Genomic DNA, 23,536 nt, shown 5'->3' on the forward strand with positions numbered 1-23,536 from the left:
AAAGCGGCACCGGCCGGATTTCGCCTTCGTCTTCGCCGGAGCTGGTGGGATTCGCCGGCATCACCGGAAGGGAACGGTGAGCCAGGGACTGTCGGGTTCGGACGTCAGGATGCGGTGGACGTCGACCATGTCCGTGTACCAGCTGCCGAACTCCTCGTCATCGAAGTGCAGACAGCGTCCGAGGATGTACCCGGCGGCGAAGTCCCGCCAGGACTTGTACGACCGCGCCGCGACCCGCCCTGCCTCGACGACGGCGGACTCGGCCTCCTGCAGAGAGCAGTACCGGGCCCCCAGCCCCCACCGGGCCATGCCCGATGCGCGCCCGAAGTTCCAGGCGTCCACGGAACTGACGAACCGGTTCTCGTCGAGGATGCCGTCGGCCCGGAAACGTGCCTCGTAGCGGGTGATACGGCCGACGAGAGCCTGGACACCCTTGATGCGTGCCTCGGTCTCCGGATCCGGACCGGCGGGGGTGCTGGTGACCCCGTCCGGGGTGATGACGACCTCGCCATCGGAGGGACCGCGCAGCACCCGGGCGACCGCGTCGCGCCAGTAGGCGGTGTCGACATGGCCGCCGAAGTCACGGGCGATGGTGCGACGCAGGTTCAGGGCGAACTCCCAGACCGGGTTGGCGCCGTCGGGATCGAGCAGGGCACGCTGCTGGACCTGCCACTCCTCGCGACTGGTGACGCCCCACCACTCCTTGAGCGTCTTGCGCTCCTCGGGGTAGCCGTGGCCGTGATACGCCATGGCGTTCCAAGGGTGCCCGCAACGCACGAAGAGCAGAGCACCGCAGGCCAGTCCGTGAGCCACGGCACCCTGCTGCGGCCCGCCGACCCGCAGGGCGCGCAGCCCCGGACCGCACGAGGACACGCCGTGCCGTTCGGAATGCTGGGCCCAGGCCCCGGAGTGCGGCGGCGCGGACGGGAGAAAGGCCTCGCAGGGGCTGCCGGGATTGACCACGACCCACGGAGGGTCCGTGGGCTCCCACCCCCGCGCGAACCACCCGAGCGACTTCCGGTCGAACACCCGGTGCGGCTCCGGGGCGGGCAGCATGCCCTCGGTGTACACCGCCCAGACGCGACCGCCGGCAACCCGGGGGTCGTGCCCGAAGAGGGGATGGACCTTGCTCGGGTCGGCATCCGACTTTTCACGCCGTATCTCGAAGTAGAGGTGATGCCGTGCGAGGGTGTCGAAGTACGCCGCCCAGTCCTCACGCGCCTTGGCCTCGAAGAGGGCCTGCTCGAGGGCCGTCGGCGGAGTCCAGGCCGGCGGAGTCGACCCGAGCGGATTCCAGGCCGGCGGTGTCGCAGGCTCGAACCCTGCGGCTGGCGGACCGAACGACATGTCGTGCCCTTTTCAACTTATGGCCGTCTGCGGCGACTTGACTTGCATGGTCATGCTATGGGATGCGGGGGTGGTGACCGTGGTGGGGCGGCGTGTCGGGTGCGAGGTGTTCGCCACGGAGTGACCCGGGCCGCGCCCCTTTACCGCGACCTGACTCTTTGCGCCACGGCCTGTACCGGTGAGTCGGCGACCAAGTAGGCTCCGGGCCTTCGTACGCGCCTATGGCGGTGAGGCACTCTTGGCCTACAGGGGGTGGTCCGCACTCTTCAGGGCTTCTATGAAGGGGGCGAAGGCTCCGAGCGGGAAGGTGAGGGTTGCTCTGGCCGGGGCCTTGGAATCGCGGATGGCTATGTGGGCGTCCAGGTCTGCGACTTCGACGCAGTCGTTGCCCTCGCCTCCGCCGGAGAAGGAGGACTTCTGCCAGGGGGTGGGGGTGATCATGCCGGTCCTCACAGCTCCTTGGCCGACTGGCGGATGAGGTCACGCGACTGCTGCGGAGGCAGCGCCGCTTCCCTAACCCTACGGAAGAGCTTTCGAAAGTGCTCCAGCTGTGCGTCGGAGTCGACGAAGGCAGTGCCGTGCGGAGCATCACGCACGACGGTGTCCAGCCGGGGAACCTCGCCACCCAGATGCACCATGGTGCTACCGGCCCCTGCGAAGTCGTCCAGCGCGAAGGGGATGACCCGAACGGTGACGTGGTCGGCCTCGGCCATTTCCAGGATGCGGTTCAGTTGAACTCGGGAGGCTGCGCGCCCGGCCACCTGGATGCGGAGCGCCGCCTCGTGGATCACGGTCTCGTACGAGATGGGGGCGGGGCCGTCGATGACGACCCTCCGCTTCATTCGGTGCTCCACACGAAGGTCCACCTCGCTGTCCGGGAACTCCGGGTTCATGTAGGCGAAGAGGGCCCGTGCGTAGTCCTCCGTCTGGAAGAGCCCAGGCACGTGGATGACCGCCACGTCGTGTCGGAACCTCGCGTGATGGTCCAGCTCGGCCAGGTCCTGATAGGCGGCAGGGAGGATGCCTCGGTACGCCTCCCACCAGCCCCGTGTGCGGTCGGTCGCCATCGCTGCCAAGGCATCGATCAAACGCTCGTCCGAGCAGGCGTAGTTGGCGGCAAGTCGTCGCACGCGCTGCTCGCTCACCCCCGCGATCCCGGACTCCATCTGGCTCATCTGAACAGAGTTCACCCCGAGCAGGCTGGCCGCCTCAGTGGCTTTGAGTCCGGCGGCTTCGCGGAGTCTTCGGAGTTCGGTCCCCAAGCGCACCTGGCGCGCTGTGGGATGCCGTCGTGCTGGCACGGCGTCCTTCTTTCCTCAACGGCTCTGGTGGGACCCCTCGTTCGGGGTCAGGTTACGCGACTCGCTTGCAGCGAATGAAATTTATGACCTACCGTCAGTGACGTAATCGACACGCATCGGAAGCGCACCGCTCCGTCCTGCGATGACGGCTGCGGCAATGCCACCGCGTGTGAAATCCCCTCTTGCTGCAACGGAGTTGATGAGGCATGCCCGAAACCTGGGACTACACCCTCTACATCCCGAACGACCTCAGAGCGGTGACTGTCTGCCGCCGGACCTTGCGTCTGATCCTGACGATGCACGGATTGACCGGGGTCGTGGACATTGCCGAGCTTCTGGCGGCGGAGCTGGTCTCGAACGCGGTACGGCACACGAAGGGGCCGGCCGCGCTCAGGGTGCGTCGCTCCCCGGAGGGGGTGGTGTGGATCGGGGCGTGGGACACGGACCCCGGGCCGCCGGAGCCTCCGCGGTCGCTGGAGCAGGTCGCCGAGCTGGTGGAGGAGGGGCGGGGGTTGGCGCTGGTCAGGGCGTGTGCGGACTACTGGGGCTGGCAGCCGTCGGTCAGGTTCGGGAACCGGGGGAAGTACGTGTGGTGCGAGCTGGGGGCTGCGTGATGGTGGGCTCGTCGCATGAAGCGCTGCACCGGATCTTCCAGAAAGACCCGGCGCTACTGACCCGGGCGTTACAGCGGGTGCTGGACGTGTCGTTTCCCGAGCCGCGGGAGATTGCTGCGTTGAACGTGGACCTGACCGAGGTCGAGCCGGTGGAGCGGCGGGTGGACACGCTGCTGCGGGCGGAGACGGACGAGGGCACGTACCTCCTGGTGGTCGAGTCACAGGGGAAGGTGGACGACCGCAAGCGGGGCAGCTGGCCGTACTACCTCTCCTACCTGTACGAGAAGTACCGCTGTGAACTGGTGCTGATCGTCATCACCCAGAGCAGCGCCACCGCACGCTGGGCATCGCGCCCGATCCGGCTCGGCTTTCGAGACTGGCATTCACTGACGGTACGGCCGCTGGTGCTGGGTCCGGACAACGTGCCGGTGATCACGAGTGAGCGGCAGGCGGAGCGGGATGTCCCCCTTGCGGTGCTCTCGGCGATGACACACGGGCGGGGCCCGCAGGCTCCGGCCATACTGGAGTCCCTGGCCTCCGCTCTGCGGACCATCGACCCTGACAGTGCCGCGGTCTTCGTGCAGTTCGTCGACTCATGCCTGGTCGACCCCCAGGCGAAGCAGATGTGGAGGGACCTGATGACGGCGATCCAGTACTTCTGGCGACACCCCCTGGCCGAGCAGGTACGCGAGGAGGGACGTATCCAGGATCGACAGGAGATGACACTCCACATCCTGGAGTGGCGCGGCATCCCGGTGCCCGACGCCGTCCGCGAGCGAGTGAGCGCCTGCACGGACCTGGACCAACTCGAGCTCTGGGCCCAGCGAGCCGTGCAGGCCACGGACGCGGCGGACCTGTTCGCCGAGCAGTAAGCCGGGGGCGGTGGCCTACGAGGCAGTAGGGTCACCGCCCGATGAGACGGTCACTGGAGCGGAATGCCCAGAAGGAACTGGCAGGCTCGGATAGTCACTGGAATTAGGTCGCAGTGGTGGCTGCTCAAGGGGGCAGTGAAGATAATTCAGTGGGGTCTACCGGAATTTCGTGACGTCACGGCTTTCCGTGGTACGCCGCTCGCGCACGGCCTCGATGAATCTTGCCAGCGGTCTTGACTGTTGACGCTTAAAACTCACGAGTGACGATCCAGTATTCATTTTGTTCGGCTGTGACTGCGTACAGCATTTTGCTATCCAGGGAGAGGCAGCAGAACTCCGGCCTGCCGATGGCGGCGCAGACGCGGGAGGGCAGTCTTATTCCGGGGTCTTTGGTTTCGCGCACGCGAAACCAACCCTTTCTGAGCGACCCAGGCCCCCACAATATGATCAAGAATTCTCCGTTGTGCGAGGTGATCAGCGGTGCAGCCACTTCCTGCCACCGCATATCAAGCATGCTGAGGGAGTCTTCTTTCTTGGCCACCGTGACAGTGGGTTGGACATTCCCGCTCGATACTGCGAGGGTGGCGACCTCGGGATCCAGGGAGCCTGGAAGTGGAGGCGTTTTTGATATTTCGAGGCCACATTTTCGGATAGTCGACTCCCAGTCGATTTGGCCGCCTTCGGTCATTTCATGCGCTCCTACCATGAGCCCCAGCCGTGCTTGTAGAAGAAGTGGTGATCGCCGCCAGGTTTGTCGATGGCATCATACCGCTCCCAGGAGTCTTTGTACCGGAAGAAGTCGCCGGGTGAATTGTCCCAGCCGAAATTTACTCCTGTTCGCGTCGGGTCCATTTTTGGCTGTCCTGCATGGAAATGAGGGCCAGCTTTGTCGAATGTGTGTTCCACGATGACTCGAGACCCGCTTGGTGTCTCGAACTGCCGGAACCTTCCCAGGTGGGTAACGTTGTCGGAGTAGAAATATCCGGGCATGTGAGCCAGGTGTTTGACGTCCGTAACAACCCATTCCGCGTCAGGGATGGCCCCATAGGGTACGCCCGCTACTTCGAAGGCTGCCCGCTCTGCTTCCTCCCGGCGATCGAACGGATTACCCTTCTCGCCCTTGGGGTAGTCCGGCGCTAGCCCCAAGTGGTCCGTCCATGCGTGTGGATTTGCCACGTACAAGGATGGGTTGGGGGCGGGTGTGAGCCCGAGTGGATCGGGCGTGAGATAGCGAGCGGTTTCTGGGTCGTAGTGACGGAAGTAGTTGTAGTGGAGGCCGGTTTCCGGGTCGTAGTACTGGCCCGGGAAGCGCAGCGGCGTGTATGCCGTGCTGTTGGCCGCCCAGGCCGTCGTTCCCCACAGGGTGCTGCGGGTGCGCCAAGCGATGTCGCCCTGCTCGTCGACGAGTTCGCTTGGGGTACCGACCAGGTCAGTGGTGATCGCGAAGAAGCGGGAGTCGATCTCGCCCTGGGGTGCGTCGTCTGCGGTGATCCGTTCCGTCTGGGCGAGGGGGCGTAGGCCCTGGTGGTCCCAGGTGAGGGTGACCGGGTTGGGGAGGTCGTGGGATGTCGTGGTCTGTTCGCAGAGGGTGGTGCCGTCCCAGGTGAAGTCGACTCTTTCGACGACGGTTTCGCCGTCCGCAGCGAGGCGGAGTTTCGCGGTGCGGCGGCCCAGGGGGTCGTATGCGTAGCGCCAGCGGGTGTCGTCCGGCGTCGTCACCGATGTCAGGCGGTCCTCGGCGTCCCATTCGTAGTGCCAAGTGTCCGGCTTGCGTGACAGACGGGTCTTCTGACGGAGGGTGATGCGGCCCAGGGCATCGTGTTCGTAGCGGACGTTGCCCGCTCGGGTGATGCGGGTGCCTGTGTAGGTGCGGGGGCCGACGGCCTCCTGGCCTGGGTGGTTGGTCGGCCAGCTCGCCTGGGTCTGGTTGCCCGCCTCGTCGTAGGCGTACCGCTCCGTCCAGCCCGCTGCACGTACCGCCGTCACTCGGCCTGCCGCGTCCAGGTCGAAGTCGCGGGATCCGGTGAGCTGGTCGTCGATGCCGATCAGGTTGCCGTCGGCTCGGTAGGTGTACGTCCGGTGTTGGACGGTGTGGCTCTCGGCACCCGTCACTGACTCGTTCGTCAGGCGGCCCAGTGTGTCGTAGGTGTGCTCCACCGCGATCGTCCCGCCAAGCCGGCGTGTCAGTTCGCGGCCTGCCTCGTCGTACGTGAAGTCGATGGTGCGGCCCGAGGCGACCATGCCCGTGCGACGGCCTACAGCGTCGTACGACCAGGTTGTCGTAGCCCCGGTGGGGGTCGTACGCCCTGTACGACGGCCCATCCTGTCGTACGTGTAGTTCAGCGTGCGGCCGTCGACCGTCTCCGAGTGCAGGCGGCCGTAGCGGTCACGGAGGAGGGTGAGGGTGGTGCCGTCGGAGCCTGTTGCCTGCGCCAGATGGTCCGTGAAGTCGTAGGCGTACGTCGTGATCTGGTCGGCCGCGTCCTTGCGGATCACCTGGCCCAGTTCGTTCCGCTCGAAAGACACCACCTCCCCGAGAACATTTCTCCGGGAGGTGAGACGACCTGCGGGGTCGTACGCGTACGTCAGGGTGCGGTCGTCGAAGTCCGTCTCCGTCATCAGGCGGCCCGCCGCGTCGTACTCGTACGTCCACGTCAGACCCTGCGGGTTGGTGACCTTCGTCAGGCGCAGTTCGCTGTCGTGGTCGAACTCGTAGCGGACCCCGTCCGGGCCCGTGCTGGCGCTCAGCAGGTCGAAGTGGGTGTACTCGAAGCGGGAGACGCCGCCGATCGGGTCGGTGTGGCTGGTGCAGTTGCCCTCACCGTCGTACGTCCACGTCTCCGTCGTGCCGTCCGGGGCCGTGCGGCGGGTCAAGTGGCCCTCGGTCGACCACTCCAGCGACGTCGTAGCGCCGACGGGGTCCGTGATCGCCGTCGGGCGGCCCAGGGCGTCCCGCTCGTAGCGGGTGGTCGCGCCCAGTGGGTCCGTGATCTCCAGGGGGAGGCCGGCGCGGTCGCAGACGACCCTTGTCGTGTTGCCGAGTGGGTCGGTCACGGAGGTGAGGTGGCCCGCCTCCGTGTAGATGAAGTGGGTTGTCTGGCCCGCCGCGTCCGTCACCGAGGTGCGGTTGCCGCGTTCGTCGTACGTCTGGCGCACGGTCGTGCCGTCCGGGTTGACCACCTTCACCGGCAGGCCGAGTTCGTTGTACTCCGCCCTCGCCCCGCGGCCGTCCGGGCGGACCACCGACGTCAGGTTGCCCTCGTCGTCGTAGCGGAACGTCGTCGTGTGGCCCAGCGGGTCCGTCTGGGAGAGCAGACGGTGGTAGCGGTCGCGGCGGTAGCGCGTGGTCGCACCCAAGGCGTCGATCTCCGCGACCACCTGCCAGGTGTCGTTGACCAGGCAGCGGCGGGTGTGGCCCTCACCCGTCGTCGCCGTCGTGGTCCTGAGGCCGGTTTCCGGATCCGGTTCCCCGTAGGACAGGCGCAGGGCCATGTGGCCTGCCGAGCCGCCCTCGGCTGTGCAGCGGTCCCGCTCGTCGTACTCGTACGTGTAGCCGCGGTCGTTGGTGTCCGTCCAGGAGGTGATCCGGCCGGCCTCGTCGTACGTGAAACGGAGAGGCAGGGCGGAGGAGATGTAGACCTCCGTGAGGTTGCCGTCGGTGTAGCCGTAGCGCTTCAGCTCCTCGCCGGTCGCGGCCAGGTGGAAGGCCGTGATGCGGCCGGAGCCCGTGGTGATGCTGACAGCTTGGCCACTGCTCGAGGCGACCGTGACCGGCGTGCCCTCCGCGTCGTACTCGAAGGTGATCCAGTTGCCGTTGCGGTCGTCTATCTGTTCCAGCACCGCCAGGTTTTCGCCGCGGTCGGCGAAGTGCCACGTACGGAGAGTCTGCGGGTCCGTGATCGTGTAGCCGTCGGACACCCGGTCGAGCGGCCAGCGCGGACCGTGGCTCGGGAGGGTCGGTAAGCCCGGAGCCGGGTGCGGGTACGCCAGGAGCAGGCCGTCCTCCGTGACGAAGACGACTCCCTCGGTGTCGATCTCCAGGCGCTGGTCCAGGGTGGAGGACCAGGACGGGCCGAACCAGCGGCCCAGGTGGTAGCCGGACTCGACCCGCCGCTTCAGGACCAGCGGCAGTACACCGGGAAGGGTGACGTCCGTCTGCGGCAGGTACATCTTGCCAGTGGCGAGGTTGATCGGGTCGGTGCCCTTGCTCACCGTACTGTTCTCGTCGTGGGAGGGCGCCGACGGGTCATCGTTGACCGTGTCCCGGGCGGAGTTCCCGGCCTCTTCCCCGGCGCCTGCCTCGCCCTCGCGCTTCATGGCTGACTTTGCCGCGTCCCCGACCGCCGCCCTCTCCCCAGCCGCAGCCCGAACCCCGTTCGCCTCCACCCCCAACCCGTCGGTCAGGAGCACCTGGGGAGCGAACCGTCCCCCGAACTCGGACGGATCCTTGATGAAGTCGCCCAGGTTCTGCTTCAGCGTCTGTTCCGGATGCGTGACACCGGAGACGAGGCCGGCCAGGGTCATCGCCTGGTGCTGGAGGGCCTCGGCGGGGTGGGCGAGGTTGTACGGCTCCAGTGGGTTGGCGCTGCGGGCCATGTTCATCAGGCCCGAGAGGCCTTTGACTGCGCCACCGCCGAAGTGGACGGCCTCCGTGTTGAACGCGTCGAAACCGTCGGCCGCGTCCACCTTGAGCCGGGTCAGTGGAGGCGGTTCGGCGGGGGCGTGCGCGAGGGCCGTGTCGACGGCCTTGGCGGCGGTGTCGGCAGCGGTGTTGCGCTGCTTGCGGGCCTCGTTCAGGATCTCGTCGGCCCGTTTGCGGTCGGCGGCGCCGGGATCGTGGAAGTCGCCGGGGGCCGGGCCGGGGTCCTTGTCGCCGGAGGACACGGCGGCCTTGTACGCGTCGGCCTTCTTCTTGTACGCGGTCGTCGCCTTCTCGGAGGCCTCCGTGCCCGCCTTGTACAGGTCGATCGCGTCCTTGGCCTGCTTCTGCGCCCAGGTGACCGTCTCGGCGTACGTCTCCAGGGCGGCTGCCGCCTTCGAGCAGGCGTCCGCCGCATGCAGCCATTTCACCGGGTGCATCGCGAACTTCTTGCGAAACGCTTCGGCCGCCTCGCCCTGCCACTGCGAGGAGTCCAGCTTCCGCATGCCCTGGCCGACGTTGTCGAAGGCCTTGTGGAAGTCCTTCAGGTGTTTGGCGGTGGCCTGGATGTCCGCTGCGTTGCCGTGGACCAGGTCCTTCGGGTCGTCACTCTCGCCGAGCTGCTTCTCGCCCGGAGTGGCGCCCAGGGCGGATGCGGCCCCATCGCCCCAGTTTTCGACCTTGTCCGCCCAGCCGTGGGCACCGGCCTTGTCCAGGCCCTCACCGACGAGGTCGGTGCCTTTGTCGATGCCCTCACCGACGAACTTCTTGCCGGAGTCAACGATGTGCCCGGCACCGCTGATGAGGTCGTTGGTCACGTCACCGAGCCCCATCAGCCGGCACCCCCGTCCTGCTGCTGGCTCTGTTGCTGCTCAGCGGCCCGCGCACGTTCCTCGGGGGACGGGCCCCACGTGTCGTCGAGCATGCGGTTGTAGTCGTCGCTGTTCCCGGTCAGCTGGTTGATGTTGTCCATGGTCACGCCCGGCGGCAGCCCCAGCGATCCGGTCATCGCGTCGCGCCCGGCGTCCTTGAAGCTCTGCTTGCTGTGCTGCCAGGCCTCGTCGAAGGACTTCCCGCTGTAGTCGGGGTGGGTGAGGGCGTCGGCGCTGCCCTGTCCGAGCTGGTCCCAGCTCATCTTCTCGACGTCCTCCTCGGACGCGTAGGGGTTGCCCACCACCGAGTTGTAGCCGACCTTCAGCGCACCGCCGACGTACTGGTCCGTCTCGTACAGGGTGCCCGCCGACAGACCCACGTCCTCCGCGAAGGTGTTGCCCTCCGCCACCAGGGCGCGCACCCCCCACTCCCAGCGCTCGCAGAAGGACTTGAACTTCGAGGTGAGGTTATCGTCGCCCAGTTGGAGCCCGGACAGCTCCAGGTTCGAGAAGCCTCGGCCCGCCCCAGCCAGACTGTCGACGCCCAGCTCCTTCAGCTCGGCGAGCGTCTGGGTGATGCCCTTCGCTATCTCGTCCAGCCCGGCGGCCCTGATGTCCTTGCCGCCCTCGCCCCCGCTCACCGCGGTGCCTCCCCATTGCTCAAGTCGACGGCTGCCGAGTCGGGCACGATCCCCGACACCGGCGGGAACAGCACCCCTTCGTCCCCGCTCGCAGCATCCAGGGCCACCCCGCATGGCACCCCTACGGCCGGGACCCCCGCGTCCAGCAACCTGGCGCCCAGCACCCGCTGGTACGCCCACTCCCGCTCCCCTTCACCCCTTGCGACAGCGAACCGGGCCAGGGACAATTCGTTCGAGAACGCCAGGATCCAGCGGATGCCGCCGTGGTCGGCGGTCAGTGGGGTCTCGTCCGTATCGACGGGCAGCAGCACTGCCGTACGGCGGAACTCGCCCAGCACAGCAGCGAACTCGCCGCGCCTGCGCGCGATGTCCTCTGCTTCGGAGGAAGCAGGCGCCACAGGAGGTACGTCCGCGTCGGCCGGCTCCGCATACTCCGCCGGCCGCGACCTGCGTATCGGCCCCGACGAGTCGGCGCCACCCCCGTGATCAGCCATGCCCGGGATCCTCACATCGGTCCGTTGCCGAACGCAACGCGTTACTCGGCACGGTGAACGGCCTTTGGCCGAATCTGTCCATCGGGAGGCCCGGACACGCGAGGACGCCCGGACCCCACACCGGGGCCCGGGCGTCCGCACGCCGAGAAGTCAGAGAGGCAAGTCAGAGAGGCTCAGGAACCTCCCGCTACGGCATCGCGTGCACATGCGCCCCCACCGAGTTCGACCACGCATTCCCCGAAGCCGCGTCCCAGTTCGTCGACCACGTCATCGCGCCCCGCAGGTCCGGGTACGTCTTCGACGGCTTGAAGGTGCCGCAGCCCGTGCCCTTCGCCAGGCAGTCCAGCGCGTTGTTCACCACCGTCGGCGACACGTACCCGCTGCCCGCCCCGCTCGTGGAGGCCGGGAGGCCGAGTCCCACCTGGGACGGGGACAGGCCGCCCTCCAGCTGGATGCAGGCGAGGGCCGTCAGGAAGTCGACCGAACCCTGGCTGTAGACCTTGCCGTCGCAGCCCAGCATGGAACCGCTGTTGTAATACTGCATGTTGACGACCGTGAGGATGTCCTTGATGTTCAGCGCCGTCTGGAAGTAGGAGTTCGACGTCGACTGCATGTCGATCGTCTGCGGGGCCATCGTGATGATCAGGGACGAGCCCGCCTTCGACGACAGGGAGCGCAGCGCCTGCGTCATGTAGGTCGCGTTCAGGCCGTTCTCCAGGTCGATGTCGACGCCGTCGAAGCCGTACGTCTGCATCAGGGAGTAGACCGAGTTCGCGAAGTTCGTCGCCGACGTCGAGTCGTTGATCGACACCGTGCCGTTCTGGCCGCCGATGGAGACGACGACCTTCTTGCCGGCCGCCTGCTTGGCCTTGATGTCCGCCTTGAACTGGTCGGTCGTGTAGCCGCCGAGACCGGCCGAGTCCAGGCTGAAGGACACCGCGCCCGGCGTCGAGGTCGCGTCCGCGAAGGCCACCGCGATGATGTCGTACGAGGACGGGACGTCGGACAGCTTCTGGACCGTCGCGCCGTTGTTGAAGTTCTGCCAGTAGCCCGTCACGGCGTGCTTGGGGAGATTCCCGCCGCCTCCGCCGGTGCTGCCGGAGGTCGTCGTACCCGTCACCGTCGCCGACTTCGCCGACTCACCCGCCGAGTTCGTCGCCGTGACCTGGAAGGAGTACGACGTCGACGCCGACAGGCCGGTCACCGTCGCCGAGGTGCCCGTCACCGCCGTCACCTTCGTGCCGCCCCGGTAGACGTTGTAGCCCGTCGCGCCCGACACCGCGGACCAGGACAGGGACACCGAGGAGGAGGTCGTACCGGAGACCGAGAGGCCGGAGGGCGTGGAGGGCACGGTGGGGGCCGGGTCGCCGCCGCCTCCGCCGTCGGGGCCGTAGACCGAGACGTCGTCGGCGTAGTACGCGGCCTGGCCGTACCAGCCGTGTGTGTACACCGTGACCGAGGTCGTCGACGCGCCCGTGGTGAACGTGGTCGACAGCTGCTTCCACGAGGACGAGTCGGGGGTCCAGGTCGAGACGTCCGTGGTGCCCGTGCCGGTCACGCCCAGGTAGGAGTAGCCGCCCTGCACCCACGCGCTCAGCGTGTAGGTGGAGTTGGGCTTCACCGCCACGGACTGGGTGCACTGGGCGTTGTCCTGGCCGGCCGGGGTCGCCTTCAGGGCCGACGATCCGCCGTGGACCGGGGACGAGACCGTCGTGCCGCTGCCCGCCGTGCAGGTCCAGTTGGTCAGGCCCGACTCGTAGCCGGCGTTCTTGACGTTGTTGACGTCCGCTGCGGACGCGGGGGTTGCGGTGAGGCCCGCCAGTGAGAGGGCGAGGGCGGTGGCGGCGGACCACATCGCGATCCGTCCTCTGCGTCTGGGTGTGCCTGGTGCGCGGTCCACTGGGGCCTCCGGTGGGGGAGTCTGCGGGGAGAGGGGTGAGGGACGGTGGCCACCGTTGGCGTACAAGTTGGTCCAGACCAATCTCGCTGTCAAGAGGTCCAGACCAAAACCATCTCCGTCGTCGAGAAGTTCATCCGCTCAACCTGTCCGGTTTTGGCGGGACTTGTGACCAGAGAGTTCCACACGAGCTACACAAACGCTGTTCTCCGGTCATTGGGGCGTGGATACAGTGCTCAGGTAGTCACGCAATGAAGTCGTCCTGGCGCATTGGAGTCACACCGGTGGGCCGAAGGGTGTGAAGAAGCGGGGAGCTGCGCGTGCCAACTGTCATTGCCGTGACCAGTGCCGACATGGCACTGCCGGCGCAGGACGAACGGACCATGCCCGCAGCCGTGCTGCGCGACCTCGACCAGCGCCCGCTGGATCACGCCCTCACCGAACTCCACGCCCTGATCGAGCAGTACGGATATGTCGTGGTCGTGTGCTCCCAGGCCGCTGCGGAGCCGGTGGTGCGGCGGCTGTACACCCTGCGGTCGTTGCTGGAGAGCGATCGCATCGCCTTCTTCCGGCCCGAACTGCCCCCGCTCGGCACGGCCGTCCTGGCCCGGCAGCTGCGGCAGCTCGCCTCCTGCGACCTCAGCCCGGGTGTGCTGGCCTCCGCCGGGCGGCTGCTCACCCACTACATCCATGCCGGTGCCGTCCTCGGGTCGGTCGCCCGGCTCGACCGGGTGCCCGTCGGACTCAAGGCGCACGCCAAGTCATGGGTGCCGGGCAGCCAGTTCGCCGTCGTCGCCCATCCCGATCCGCAGCTCGTCAGGGTCGCACCCGGCGCCACACTCAAGGGACCCGAGTTCAGTACATGGATGCTCGTCGCCAAGGGGCAGCTCCAGACGGACTGGATCGCCGGGCTCGCCGAGGCATGGGGCCCGCACGGGCTGCGGGAGGCGCCGTTGCCCGCCGAGTCCTCGCGATGGTGGGGGACCGGGCGGCTGGTCGAGTTCTGCGGCCATCTCGCCGACCTGTCGGTCCTGTACCAACTGGTGACCTCGGTACGGCAGTCCAGATGCCACTGGTGCGGCCTCGACGTCATCGGCGACCTGTGCGTGTTCTGCTCGGCCACCCCGCCCGTGTACGAGCCTCCCGCGCCCCGTGCTCTGGAACAACGAACTCCCGCCTGACCCGCACGGACGTCACTCACATCCCGCTCGACCGATTCCCCCAATGAGGTTGCACGGTTCATGAACTCCCGTCAGCGCCGCGGCGTGATACTCCTGATCCTGTCGGTCCTGTGCGCTCTCGGCGCGTTCGCCGGCGTGCTCTCCGTCGTCGACGACGTCCAGTCCAAGGTCGGGCCCGAGGTCAGCGCCTATCGGGTCAGGTCCGACGTGAAGCCGTACACCGCGCTGAACACGGGCCAGTTCGAGAAGATCAAGATGCCGAAGCGGTGGCTTTCCGGCAACGCCGTCACCGACCTCCGGCAGATCCAGGGCAAGATCGCCGTGACCACCCTGCGCGCCGGCTCCCTGCTGCAGACCGACATGGTCGTCGACCAGCCCGCCCTCCAGCCCGGCCAGCAGGAGGTCGCCATCATGATCGACGCGGCGACCGGAGTCGCCGGCAAGATCACCCCGGGCTCGCGGGTCAACGTGTACGCCACCTTCGAGGGAAAGAAGGAGGGCGACCCGGACCAGTCGAAGATCATCGTCACCAACGCCCGGGTCCTCGACGTCGGCCAGATCACCGCGCTCGACCCCGACCGCGACAAGAACCAGCAGCCCACCGAGGCCGTCCCCATCACCTTCGCGCTGTCCACCCTCGACGCCCAGCGGATCACCTACGCCGAGTCCTTCGCCCAGCGGGTCCGGCTCGCGCTGGTGGCGCCCGGCAGCGAGACCAGCGTCCCGGACAAGGACCGCACCTACGAACTCGCGACGGACAAGTGAGAGGCGGCCCGCATGCCCACCAGGATCCTCCCGGCCGGTGCGGACCCGGACGCCGTCCGCTCCCTCACCACGCTGCTCAGCCAGCTCCCCGACGCCGAACCGCAGCCGCCCGTCGGTGACTCCACCCAGCTGGTCGACACCCTCGCCCGCTTCGCCGCCGAGTCGGTGGACGAACTGCCCGAGGTCGTCGTGGTACACGAACGCATCGGCCCCGTCCCGGCGCTGGAGCTGATCCGCGAGGTCGCCCTGCGCTTCCCGGCCGTCGGCGTCATCCTCGTCAGCACCGACGCGAGCCCCGGCCTGTTCGCCGCCGCCATGGACTCCGGCGCCCGCGGCCTGGTCGCGCTCCCGCTGTCGTACGAGGAACTCGCCAGCCGCGTCCAGGCCGTCGCCCAGTGGTCCACCGGCGTACGCCGCCATCTCGGCCGCGGCTCCGACGTGTTCGGCGGGGCCGGCGGTACGGTCGTCACGGTCAGCGGCGCCAAGGGAGGCGTCGGCGCGACCCTGGCCGCGATCCAGCTCGCGCTCGCCGCCCAGGCCTCCGGCCGGTCCACCGCCCTGGTCGACCTCGACCTGCAGACCGGTGACATCGCCTCCTACCTGGACGTCCAGTTCCGCCGCTCGGTCGTCGACCTCGCCGCCATCAGCGACATCTCCCCGCGCGTCCTCGCCGACGCCGTCTTCCGCCACGACACCGGCCTCGCCCTGCTCCTCGCCCCCGGCGAGGGCGAACGCGGCGAGGAGGTCACCGACCGGGCCGCCCGCCAGATCGTGAGCGCCCTGCGCTCCCGCTACGAGGTCGTCGTGGTGGACTGCGGGGCCCAGCTCGGCGCGGCGAACGCGGCCGCGGTGGAGTCGGCCGACACCGCCCTGCTGGTGACCACCCCGGACGTGGTCGCCGTACGCGCCGCCAAGCGGACCGTGCGCATGTGGGACCGGCTGCAGATCCGCAAGGCCGAGGAGACGACGGTCGTCGTCAACCGGCACACCCGGAGCACGGAGATCCAGCCCGCGCTGGTGCAGCGGATCACCGGTACGGCGGTGGCGCGTACCGCCGTACCCGCCAACTTCAAGGAGCTGCAGGGGGTTGTGGACGCGGGGCGCCTGCACGAGCTCGACGGCAGGAGCACGGTGAAACAGGCCCTGTGGGCCCTCGCCGGCGAGCTGGGCCTGGCGAAGGCACCCGAGGCGTCCCATCGCGGGAGCGGCCGGGGGGCGGTCGGCTTCCGGCGGCGGAAGGAGTGAGCGTTGCGCAGACGGCCGGGAGGGGACCGGGGACAGGTCAGCATCGAGCTCCTCGGGATGACGCCGCTGATCATCCTGACGCTGGTGCTCATGTGGCAGTGCGTGCTCGTGGGGTACGCGTACACGCTCGCGGGGAATGCTGCGGACGAGGGCGTACGGGCGGGGACGGCGGCTCCTCGGGGCGAGCGGTTCGGCGCGTGCGAGCAGGCCGCGCTGAAGGATCTGTCGGGGGCGTGGCGAGGGGGTGCCAGGGTGGAGCAGTGCGGGGGGACCGGATACGTGACCGCCGACGTGGCGCTGAAGGTCCCCGTCCTCTTCCCCGGCTCGATCGACTTCCCCGTCACGGTGCACGGACACGCCGGTGCCGTGGAGGAGGTGAAGCGCTGAGATGCCTGCGGTATCCGGGAAGCCGCGCCGTCGCCGCCGCGACGCGGGACAGGTCGCCATCGAGTACCTCGGCTTCGTCCCGGTCCTGCTGATCGTCGGCCTGGCCGGCATCCAGATCGGGGCCGTCGCCTACGCCGCCGAGCAGGCCGGTACGGCGGCCCGGGCGGGGGCACGTGCCGCGTCGCTGCGGCAGGACGCGCAGCAGGCGTGTGCGGAGGCGGTCAGCGCCGGGATCACGGTGCGCTGCTCGGCCGCCGAAGGGGGCGGCTCGGTCACCGTCACCGCCACCGTCCACATCCCCCGGGTCGTCTGGGACTTCGGCGACGCCCACCGGACCGCCACCATGCCGCTCGACCACTGAACGAGGAGTTGCCGACCCATGAGTCTGCGGGCACGCATCAACTCCCCCGAGGAGCACGGCAGCCGGGGCGAGGACGGGCATCTGGTCGCCTCCTACCGGGCCAAGCTGCTGGAGGAGATCGATCTCGCCGAGATGAGCTCGCTGGCCGCCGCCGAGCGCAGGGCGCGGCTGGAGCGGGTGCTCGGGCACATCATCAGCCGCGAGGGCCCAGTGCTGTCGACGGCCGAACGCTCCCAGCTGATCCGCCGGGTGGTGGACGAGGCGCTCGGCCTCGGCATCCTGGAGCCGCTGCTGGAGGACGCGTCGGTCACCGAGATCATGGTGAACGGACCGGACGCGGTCTTCGTGGAGCGCGGCGGCCGGGTCGAGCAGCTGCCGATCCGCTTCGCCTCCGCGGACCAGCTGATGCAGACCATCGAGCGGATCGTGTCCACGGTCAACCGCCGGGTCGACGAGTCGAACCCCATGGTGGACGCCCGGCTCCCCTCCGGCGAGCGGGTCAACGTCATCATCCCGCCGCTGTCGCTGACCGGCCCCACCCTCACCATCCGCCGCTTCCCGCGCTCCTTCACCCTGCAGGAACTGATCGGCTTCGGCTCGCTCGACGAGCACATGGTGTACCTGCTGGCGGGGCTGGTGCAGGCGAAGTTCAACATCATCGTCTCCGGGGCGACCGGCACCGGCAAGACGACCCTGCTCAACGCCCTCTCCGGGCTGATCCCGGCGCACGAGCGCATCATCACCATCGAGGACTCGGCCGAACTCCAGCTCCAGCAGACCCATGTGGTCCGGCTGGAGTCACGGCCGCCGAACGTCGAGGGCAAGGGCCAGGTCACCATCCGCGACCTGGTCCGCAACTCGCTGCGCATGCGGCCCGACCGGATCGTCGTCGGCGAGGTCCGCGGCGGTGAGTCCCTCGACATGCTCCAGGCGATGTCCACGGGCCACGACGGCTCCCTCGCCACGGTCCACGCCAACAGCGCCGAGGACGCGCTCACCCGGCTGCAGACCCTCGCCTCCATGTCCGACGTCGAGGTGCCCTTCGTGGCCCTGCACGACCAGATCAACAGCGCCGTCGACGTCCTCGTCCAGCTCACCCGGTTCGCCGACGGCGCCCGCCGCATCACCGAGATCGCCCTGCTCGACAGCCACGGCGGCGAGCCGTACCGGCTGGCGTCCGTGGCCCGCTTCCACGCCCGGCCCATGACGCCGGACGGCCGGGTGTACGGCGCCTTCGAGTACTTCCCGCTGCCACGCCGTACCGCCGACCGGCTCTTCATGGCGGGCCAGCCCATCCCGCAGGCCTTCGGTGTGGCCCACTCCGCGGACCAGCTCGCCACCCGAGAAGCCAGGTAGGACCATGGAACTCCACACCCTCGTCCAGCTCACCACCGGTGTCGCCCTGCTGACGTGCGTCCTGGCCGTCGTCGGAGTGCACACCTACGCGGCCGGCCGGGCCCAGCGCGCCGAGCTGGTGCAGCGGTTGTCGTCCACCGGCCGGGCACCGGGGACCGGCCGCAGGCGCCGCTTCCGCAACCTCGACCGCCGGCTGCGCCGTACGGCACTGGGCCGGAAGCTGGAGCTGCGGCTGGCGGCCACCGGCCTGGACGTCACCCCGGGTGAGTTCTTCGCCTACATGCTCGCCGCGGTCGCCGCGCTCTGGCTGATCGGCCAGGCCTCCCTGGCCCCCTTCTTCGGCCCGCTCGCCGGACTGCTCGGCCTCTGGGCGGCGGTCCAGTTCCTCAACTGGCAACGGCAGAAACGCATCGAGCGCTTCATCAACCAACTCCCCGAACTGGCCCGCATCCTGGCCAACGCCACCCAGGCCGGCCTCGCCCTGCGGACCGCGATCGGCATGGCCGCCGAGGAGCTGGAGGCACCGGCGGGCGAGGAACTGGGCAAGGTCGCCAGCCAGTTGGCGATCGGTCTCTCCCTGGACGACGCCCTCGGCGAACTGGCCGAACGCCTTCCCTCCCGGGAGCTGGTCGTCCTCGTGACGACGCTGGTCCTCTCCAACCGCGCGGGCGGCCAGGTGGTCTCCGCACTGCGGAACCTGACCGAGACGCTGGAGGAACGCAAGGAGACCCGGCGCGAGATCCGCACCCAGCTCTCCCAGGTGACCATGACGTCGTACGCCGTCCCCGTCCTCGGCGTCGGCGCCCTGTTCCTGATGAACGGGGTCAAGGACGGCGCCCTGGAGCGGATGACCGGCTCGCCGGTCGGCCAGGCCTGCGTCATCATCGCCTTCGCGATGTACGCCGTCGGCTTCGTCCTCATCCGCCGCCTGAGCCGGATCGACGTGTGAGGGGCCTGACCTGATGGGATTCCTGTACGCACTCCTCATGGGACTCGGCGTCTGGGGCGTCTTCGCCGGCATCCGGATGTACCGCGCGGACGCCCAACTCCCCGGTGACCTGGCGCTCGCCCTGGAGGTCGGCGCCACCCGCACCGGCGCGGTGGGCTCCGTCATCGACCGCATGGGCATGCGCTACGCCCCCGCGGTACTGCGCCTGATGGGCCCCCGGCTGGTCGCCAAGTACCGCCGCAGGATCGACCTCGCGGGCAACCCCGGCGGCCTGACCATCGACCGCTACGCCGCCCGTCGCGCGGTGTACGGCGCCCTCGGCGGACTCGGCTTCCTGGTGTTCCTGCTGCGGGGACAGTGGTTCGTGGCCCTCCTGCTGCTGCTCTTCGGCGCGTTCTGGACGGAGGTCGGCATCTGGTCCGCGATCCGCGTCCGCAAGGACGTGATCGAACGGACGCTGCCGGACTTCCTGGACGTGCTGGCGGTGGTGGTCAGCGCCGGACTGGGCTTCCGCCAGGCCCTGGACCGGGTGGCTTCGCGCTACGAGGGCCCGTGGGCGGACGAACTCCGCATCACGCTGCGCCAGATGGACCTCGGCATGAGCCGCCGCCAGGCCTTCGCGGAACTGCGCCGCCGCAACGACTCGGAACAGGTGGCCATGTTCGTCACCGCGCTCCAGCAGGGCGAGGAACTCGGCGCCCCGATCGTCGACACGCTCGTCTCCCTCGCCAAGGACATGCGCCGCACGGACGCCCAGAACGCCCGCCGCAAGGCCGCCCGCGCGGTCCCCAAGGCCACGCTGATGATCACCACGTTCATGGTCCCGGCGACGATGCTCCTGCTGGGTGCGGGCCTGCTGCTGGGCTCCGGCGTGGACTTCGGCTCGCTCACCGGGAGGTGAGCGGCGGGTGACGACGATGGGAGCGACGGAGCGGCCGGGCAGGTCCCCGGCCCTCAGGGGGCCGGGGAGGGGATGGCGGGCGTGGTTCGAGCGCCGCCGCCCGGAACAGCCGTCGGTGCCGCCCCGGGTGTCCCAGCTGTCCCGGCCGTTCAGGATGGTGCGGATGTCCGGCGCGTCCCGGGGGGAGGCTCCGGTCCCCGAACCCTCCGAGAAGATCCAGATCCGGGCCCTGCAGGCGATGTGCCGCCAGGTCTTCGGCTTCCGGCTGGCGATGATCGTCGTGGCCGCCCCCGCGGCCCTCCTCAACGCGGCCCCGGGCCTGGGCGTCCGCCTGGTCGGAGCGGCGGTGGTCGTCACCTTCATGGTGTCGTACGTCCTCTTCCGCGACTGGGAGCGCTTCGGCCCCCTGCTCCTGCGCCACCCCAGCCTGCTCGCGGCCGACACCCTCTTCGGGTCCCTTCTCCTGATCTCGGCGGGCCCGGACACCACCCTCGCCTACGTCAGCGTGTGCACCCCGCTGCTGGCGGGCCTGGTCTACGGCTGGCGGGGCGCGGCCTGCTTCGCCTCCCTGCAGTCGCTGATCCTGCTCCTGGTCCACGCGACCCTGAAGTCCGACGGCCGGACAGCCGTGGCCGAGTCGCTCCTCCTGCCCGGCCTGTGCGTCATCGCCGGTGCGATGGGGTCGACCCTGCGCAACCTGATGCTCCGCTTCGGCGCGGCCACCCAGGCCCTCACGGCGGTCCAGGCCCGCCTGGCGGCGACGGAGGCGGTGCACGCGGAACGGGCCCGGCTGGCCCGCGAGATGCACGACTCGGTGGCCAAGACCCTGTACGGCGTGGCCCTGGCGGCCGACGGCCTGGCGACGACGGCGTCCGCCGACGCCCCCGACCCGGCCCGCATCCGGCAGCAGGCCGAACTGGTGGCCCGCTCGGCACGCCGGGCGGCCGCGGAGTCGCGGGAACTGCTGGAGGACCTGCGCCGGGACGAGACGGCTGCGGCGAGGCCGGCGGACCTGCGGACGGAACTGAGCGCACGCACAGCCGACTTCACCTCCCGTACGGGCATACCGGCGTCCTGCCGGCCGCTGAACGGCATCCCCGTTCCGCCCGTGCCCCCGCCCTTCGCCCGCCATCTCCTCGCCATCGCCACGGAGGCGCTGGAGAACACCCACCGCCACGCCTCGGCGACCCGGGTGGACCTCACCGTGGGGATCGACGGTGACCTGCTCCGCCTGGCGATCCACGACGACGGGAGCGGCCTGCCCCCCGGCACCACCCTCGAACAGCTCCGCCGCTCCGGCCACTTCGGCCTGCTGGGCATGGTCGAGCGCGCGGCCTCGGCAGGGGCCCGGATCCGTGTCGGGCGAGGGGAGCACGAGCGGGGCACCGAGGTCCGGGTGGAACTGCCGCTGAGCGCCCTCACCGTCGATCTTTCGTCCCGGGAAACCTGAGAGGAGGCACCCGATGCAGCACCTGAACCCGCCGGGCCCGGACTCCTTCCCGGCACCCACCATCACGGCACCCCTGCGCCTCGTGGTGGCCGACGACAACCCCGTGATCCGCGCCGGTCTCACGGCCCTTCTCTCCGGCCGCGAGGACACCACGGTGGTTGCGGAGGCGGCGGACGGCCGCGAGGCGTACGAGGCGGCACTGCGGCACCGCCCCGACGTGATCCTCCTCGACGTCCGCATGCCCGGCGTCGACGGAATCTCGGCGTTGCCCCACCTGGTCAGGCTGGCTCCGGTCATGATGCTCACCTACAGCCACGAGACGGACACCGTGCAGGAGGCCATGCGGCTGGGGGCGGGGGGATATCTGGTGCACGGGGAGTTCACGGCGGAGCAGCTGGTGAGGGCGGTACGGGATGTGCGGGAGGGGCGGCCGCATGTGACACCGGGAGCGGCGAAGGCGTTACTGATGCATCTTCAGGCAAGTGCACCTGCACACGCGGAACCCCAACTCTCAACTCTTCTCGGCGGGATTCCACCTCAAGAGCTTTCGCACATGCAATCCGATGTGGGACAGTCGTTTAGGTCGCGGTTCCAACTGAGTGCCAGGGAGGCGGAGATCATGGACCTCATCGCGTCCGGCATGACCAACCAGCAGATCGCCGCGGCCTGCTTCATCAGCGAGAAGACGGTCAAGAACCACATCAACCGCATCTTCGCCAAGCTCCACAGCACGAGCAGGTCCCAGGCGGCCGCGAAGTGGCTGGGGGTGGCGTGAGGTGGATTGGGTCCGGGGTTGGGTCCGAGGGCCCTCTCGCGGGTGCTGTGTCCCCGCATACGTTTTCCGGATCGGAGGCGAGCCCGAAGGGGACCACCATGAGCAACTGGTTCAACACCACCGTCGCGTATCTGCAGGCCCGAGTCGCTCGCAGCGACAAGGGGCAGACCGCGGTGGAGTACCTCGGCATCATCGCGGTGGTCGTGGCGATCGTGTTGGCGATCACGGGTACGAGCATCGGCCAGACGATCTTCGATGCGATCAGGAACAAGATTTCCGAAGTCACCGGCGGCTGATTCCTCCACGCCGCGACTCAGGGCAGGCCTTCCCCATCTACATCACGGTGGTGGCGGGTCTGCTCTTTCTTGCGTTGGCCTACCTCGCCGTCGGCCAGGCCGCGGTCAACCGGAGTGGTGCCCAGACCGCTGCTGATGCTGCTGCGCTCGCCGCCGCGCAGAACAGGCGCGACCAGCTCGCGGCGAAATGGGTGGAGGACGTTCTCGACCCGACCAAATGGAAGGGCGACTTCCACGGCGAGGTGCCGCTCGAACCGTCGTGCTGGCGCGCGGATCAACTCGCGGTGCAGAACAAGGCCCGGGCACAGTGCGACTCGCCGCAGCCGCTCACCTTCACGGTCACGGCCACGGCCGACGAGTCCGTCGGAGAATCCGTCGTTCCCGGGTCCGAGAACTTCCACTCGACCGCGTCCGCCAGAGCCGTGATCGAACCCCTCTGCACGTTCGAACTCCCCGGGGAGGGCGCGGGGGGCAAGGCGCTGCCGCAACTCACCTGCAAGGACCGGGACTGGGATCTGAATCCGGACGACCTCACCGACCTCCCGGGGCCCGAGGATCTTTTCGACGTCCACCTGGCTGACTGACGTAAAGAAGGAAGCAGAGTCATGAGCATTCGGGTCACAGAGAAGGCCACCAGGGGGATGGTCGCGCTGACTGTCGTGGCTGGTCTGGCCCTCGGCGTGGCCGGCTGCGGTGGTGGCGGCGACGACGCCAAGAAGCCGGACCACACGGCGTCCGCCTCCGCGTCCGGCGGAGCGAACCCGAGTACCCAAGAGGGGCAGTCGGACAGTCCGTTGGCCGAACTGAAGGGCTCGGACGGCCTGCTTCTCCAGATCACTGCCGTCCAACGTGATGCCGGTGGCTTCATCACGGTGAACGGCACCATGAAGAACGACGGGGGCAAGGAGCTGCTCATCCCGTCCGCCCTCAGCGGCAACGAAACAGAGATCACCAAGAACGGACCGTCGCTGGGCGGAGCCACCCTCGTCGACTCCAAGGGCAAGAAGCGCTACTACGTACTGCGCGACACAGAGGGCCGTCCGCTCACCACAACCGGGCTGGGCTCGCTCAAGGGAGGGCAGTCGCTGCAAGTCTTCATGCAGTTTCCCTCCCCGCCGGCGGACACCACCGATGTGACCCTGCAACTGCCCACCTTCTCCTCCGCCACCGTCAAGATCTCCGGGTGAGGCTGA

23 protein-coding genes are annotated in these 23,536 nt (G+C 68.8%); 15 read left to right on the forward strand and 8 right to left on the reverse strand.

What is annotated here, in order from left to right; genetic code table 11:
• Positions 1-60: 60 nt before the first annotated feature.
• The 3 genes from AC07DS_RS06965 to AC07DS_RS06975 all read right to left on the reverse strand — a co-directional run bounded on the left by AC07DS_RS06965 (position 61) and on the right by AC07DS_RS06975 (position 2,648).
• Positions 61-1,347, reverse strand: a complete 1,287-nt coding sequence (locus tag AC07DS_RS06965; RefSeq protein ID WP_479143353.1) for a DUF1266 domain-containing protein — start codon at positions 1,345-1,347, stop codon at positions 61-63.
• A gap of 243 nt (positions 1,348-1,590) precedes the next feature.
• Entirely contained in the window at positions 1,591-1,788 is a 198-nt protein-coding gene (locus AC07DS_RS06970) for a DUF397 domain-containing protein (protein ID WP_479143355.1), read from the reverse strand.
• An 8-nt stretch (positions 1,789-1,796) separates the two neighbouring features.
• Positions 1,797-2,648: a helix-turn-helix domain-containing protein gene (locus AC07DS_RS06975; protein ID WP_479143356.1), complete on the reverse strand. Its 852-nt coding sequence runs from the start codon at positions 2,646-2,648 to the stop codon at positions 1,797-1,799.
• 206 nt (positions 2,649-2,854) lie between these two features.
• On the opposite strand from AC07DS_RS06975, the gene AC07DS_RS06980 reads away from it, so the two are divergent.
• Together AC07DS_RS06980 and AC07DS_RS06985 are read left to right on the forward strand one after the other, a co-directional pair.
• On the forward strand, positions 2,855-3,262 hold the full coding sequence (locus tag AC07DS_RS06980; protein WP_479143357.1) for an ATP-binding protein: 408 nt from the start codon (positions 2,855-2,857) through the stop codon (positions 3,260-3,262).
• Positions 3,262-4,134, forward strand: a complete 873-nt coding sequence (locus AC07DS_RS06985; protein WP_479143358.1) for a hypothetical protein — start codon at positions 3,262-3,264, stop codon at positions 4,132-4,134. Before AC07DS_RS06980 ends, AC07DS_RS06985 begins: the two co-directional genes overlap by 1 nt.
• Positions 4,135-4,381: 247 nt before the next feature.
• Here the strand turns inward: AC07DS_RS06985 and AC07DS_RS06990 are convergent, their stop codons facing one another.
• From AC07DS_RS06990 to AC07DS_RS07010, 5 genes are all read right to left on the reverse strand, one after another.
• Positions 4,382-4,822 (reverse strand): hypothetical protein, encoded by a 441-nt coding sequence (locus AC07DS_RS06990; RefSeq protein ID WP_479143360.1) that lies wholly within the window; start codon positions 4,820-4,822, stop codon positions 4,382-4,384.
• An 11-nt stretch (positions 4,823-4,833) separates the two neighbouring features.
• Complete coding sequence (locus AC07DS_RS06995) at positions 4,834-9,606, reverse strand: putative T7SS-secreted protein (RefSeq protein ID WP_479143361.1); 4,773 nt, start codon at positions 9,604-9,606, stop codon at positions 4,834-4,836.
• Entirely contained in the window at positions 9,606-10,286 is a 681-nt protein-coding gene (locus tag AC07DS_RS07000) for a hypothetical protein (protein WP_479143362.1), read from the reverse strand. Before AC07DS_RS07000 ends, AC07DS_RS06995 begins: the two co-directional genes overlap by 1 nt.
• Positions 10,283-10,780: a hypothetical protein gene (locus tag AC07DS_RS07005; protein ID WP_479143363.1), complete on the reverse strand. Its 498-nt coding sequence runs from the start codon at positions 10,778-10,780 to the stop codon at positions 10,283-10,285. Before AC07DS_RS07005 ends, AC07DS_RS07000 begins: the two co-directional genes overlap by 4 nt.
• Positions 10,781-10,967: 187 nt before the next feature.
• Positions 10,968-12,635, reverse strand: coding sequence for a chitinase (locus AC07DS_RS07010; RefSeq protein ID WP_479143365.1), 1,668 nt, complete (start codon positions 12,633-12,635; stop codon positions 10,968-10,970).
• A gap of 380 nt (positions 12,636-13,015) precedes the next feature.
• Between AC07DS_RS07010 and AC07DS_RS07015 the strand changes: the two genes are divergently transcribed.
• From AC07DS_RS07015 to AC07DS_RS07075, 13 genes are all read left to right on the forward strand, one after another.
• Positions 13,016-13,858 (forward strand): hypothetical protein, encoded by an 843-nt coding sequence (locus AC07DS_RS07015; RefSeq protein WP_479143367.1) that lies wholly within the window; start codon positions 13,016-13,018, stop codon positions 13,856-13,858.
• 60 nt (positions 13,859-13,918) lie between these two features.
• Positions 13,919-14,623, forward strand: coding sequence for a Flp pilus assembly protein CpaB (gene cpaB, locus AC07DS_RS07020; protein WP_145884342.1), 705 nt, complete (start codon positions 13,919-13,921; stop codon positions 14,621-14,623).
• 12 nt (positions 14,624-14,635) lie between these two features.
• Positions 14,636-15,868 carry a CpaE/TadZ family protein gene (locus tag AC07DS_RS07025; RefSeq protein ID WP_479143369.1) on the forward strand — a complete coding sequence of 411 codons (1,233 nt, stop codon included), beginning with the start codon at positions 14,636-14,638 and terminating at the stop codon, positions 15,866-15,868.
• Positions 15,869-15,871: 3 nt separating this feature from the next.
• Positions 15,872-16,255, forward strand: a complete 384-nt coding sequence (locus AC07DS_RS07030) for a TadE family protein (protein ID WP_479143371.1) — start codon at positions 15,872-15,874, stop codon at positions 16,253-16,255.
• 1 nt (position 16,256) lies between these two features.
• Positions 16,257-16,616, forward strand: a complete 360-nt coding sequence (locus AC07DS_RS07035; RefSeq protein WP_479143373.1) for a TadE/TadG family type IV pilus assembly protein — start codon at positions 16,257-16,259, stop codon at positions 16,614-16,616.
• An 18-nt stretch (positions 16,617-16,634) separates the two neighbouring features.
• Positions 16,635-17,972 (forward strand): CpaF family protein, encoded by a 1,338-nt coding sequence (locus AC07DS_RS07040; protein ID WP_479143374.1) that lies wholly within the window; start codon positions 16,635-16,637, stop codon positions 17,970-17,972.
• 4 nt (positions 17,973-17,976) lie between these two features.
• A complete protein-coding gene (locus tag AC07DS_RS07045; protein ID WP_479143376.1) occupies positions 17,977-18,921 on the forward strand; it encodes a type II secretion system F family protein in 945 nt (314 codons plus the stop codon).
• A 13-nt stretch (positions 18,922-18,934) separates the two neighbouring features.
• Positions 18,935-19,822 (forward strand): DUF5936 domain-containing protein, encoded by an 888-nt coding sequence (locus tag AC07DS_RS07050; protein WP_479143377.1) that lies wholly within the window; start codon positions 18,935-18,937, stop codon positions 19,820-19,822.
• A gap of 16 nt (positions 19,823-19,838) precedes the next feature.
• On the forward strand, positions 19,839-21,272 hold the full coding sequence (locus tag AC07DS_RS07055) for a sensor histidine kinase (protein ID WP_479143567.1): 1,434 nt from the start codon (positions 19,839-19,841) through the stop codon (positions 21,270-21,272).
• 13 nt (positions 21,273-21,285) lie between these two features.
• Positions 21,286-22,047 carry a response regulator gene (locus tag AC07DS_RS07060; protein ID WP_479143379.1) on the forward strand — a complete coding sequence of 254 codons (762 nt, stop codon included), beginning with the start codon at positions 21,286-21,288 and terminating at the stop codon, positions 22,045-22,047.
• Between the two features lie 98 nt (positions 22,048-22,145).
• Positions 22,146-22,343 carry a Flp family type IVb pilin gene (locus AC07DS_RS07065; protein ID WP_351239101.1) on the forward strand — a complete coding sequence of 66 codons (198 nt, stop codon included), beginning with the start codon at positions 22,146-22,148 and terminating at the stop codon, positions 22,341-22,343.
• The gene (locus tag AC07DS_RS07070; RefSeq protein ID WP_479143569.1) at positions 22,343-22,927 is read left to right on the forward strand and encodes a pilus assembly protein TadG-related protein; all 585 of its coding nucleotides are present in this window, start codon (positions 22,343-22,345) and stop codon (positions 22,925-22,927) included. The genes AC07DS_RS07065 and AC07DS_RS07070 overlap by 1 nt, the downstream gene beginning before the upstream one ends.
• A 21-nt stretch (positions 22,928-22,948) precedes the next feature.
• Positions 22,949-23,530 carry a hypothetical protein gene (locus AC07DS_RS07075; protein ID WP_479143381.1) on the forward strand — a complete coding sequence of 194 codons (582 nt, stop codon included), beginning with the start codon at positions 22,949-22,951 and terminating at the stop codon, positions 23,528-23,530.
• Positions 23,531-23,536: the final 6 nt, after the last annotated feature.

This window comes from Streptomyces sp. NPDC044064 (assembly GCF_056434245.1).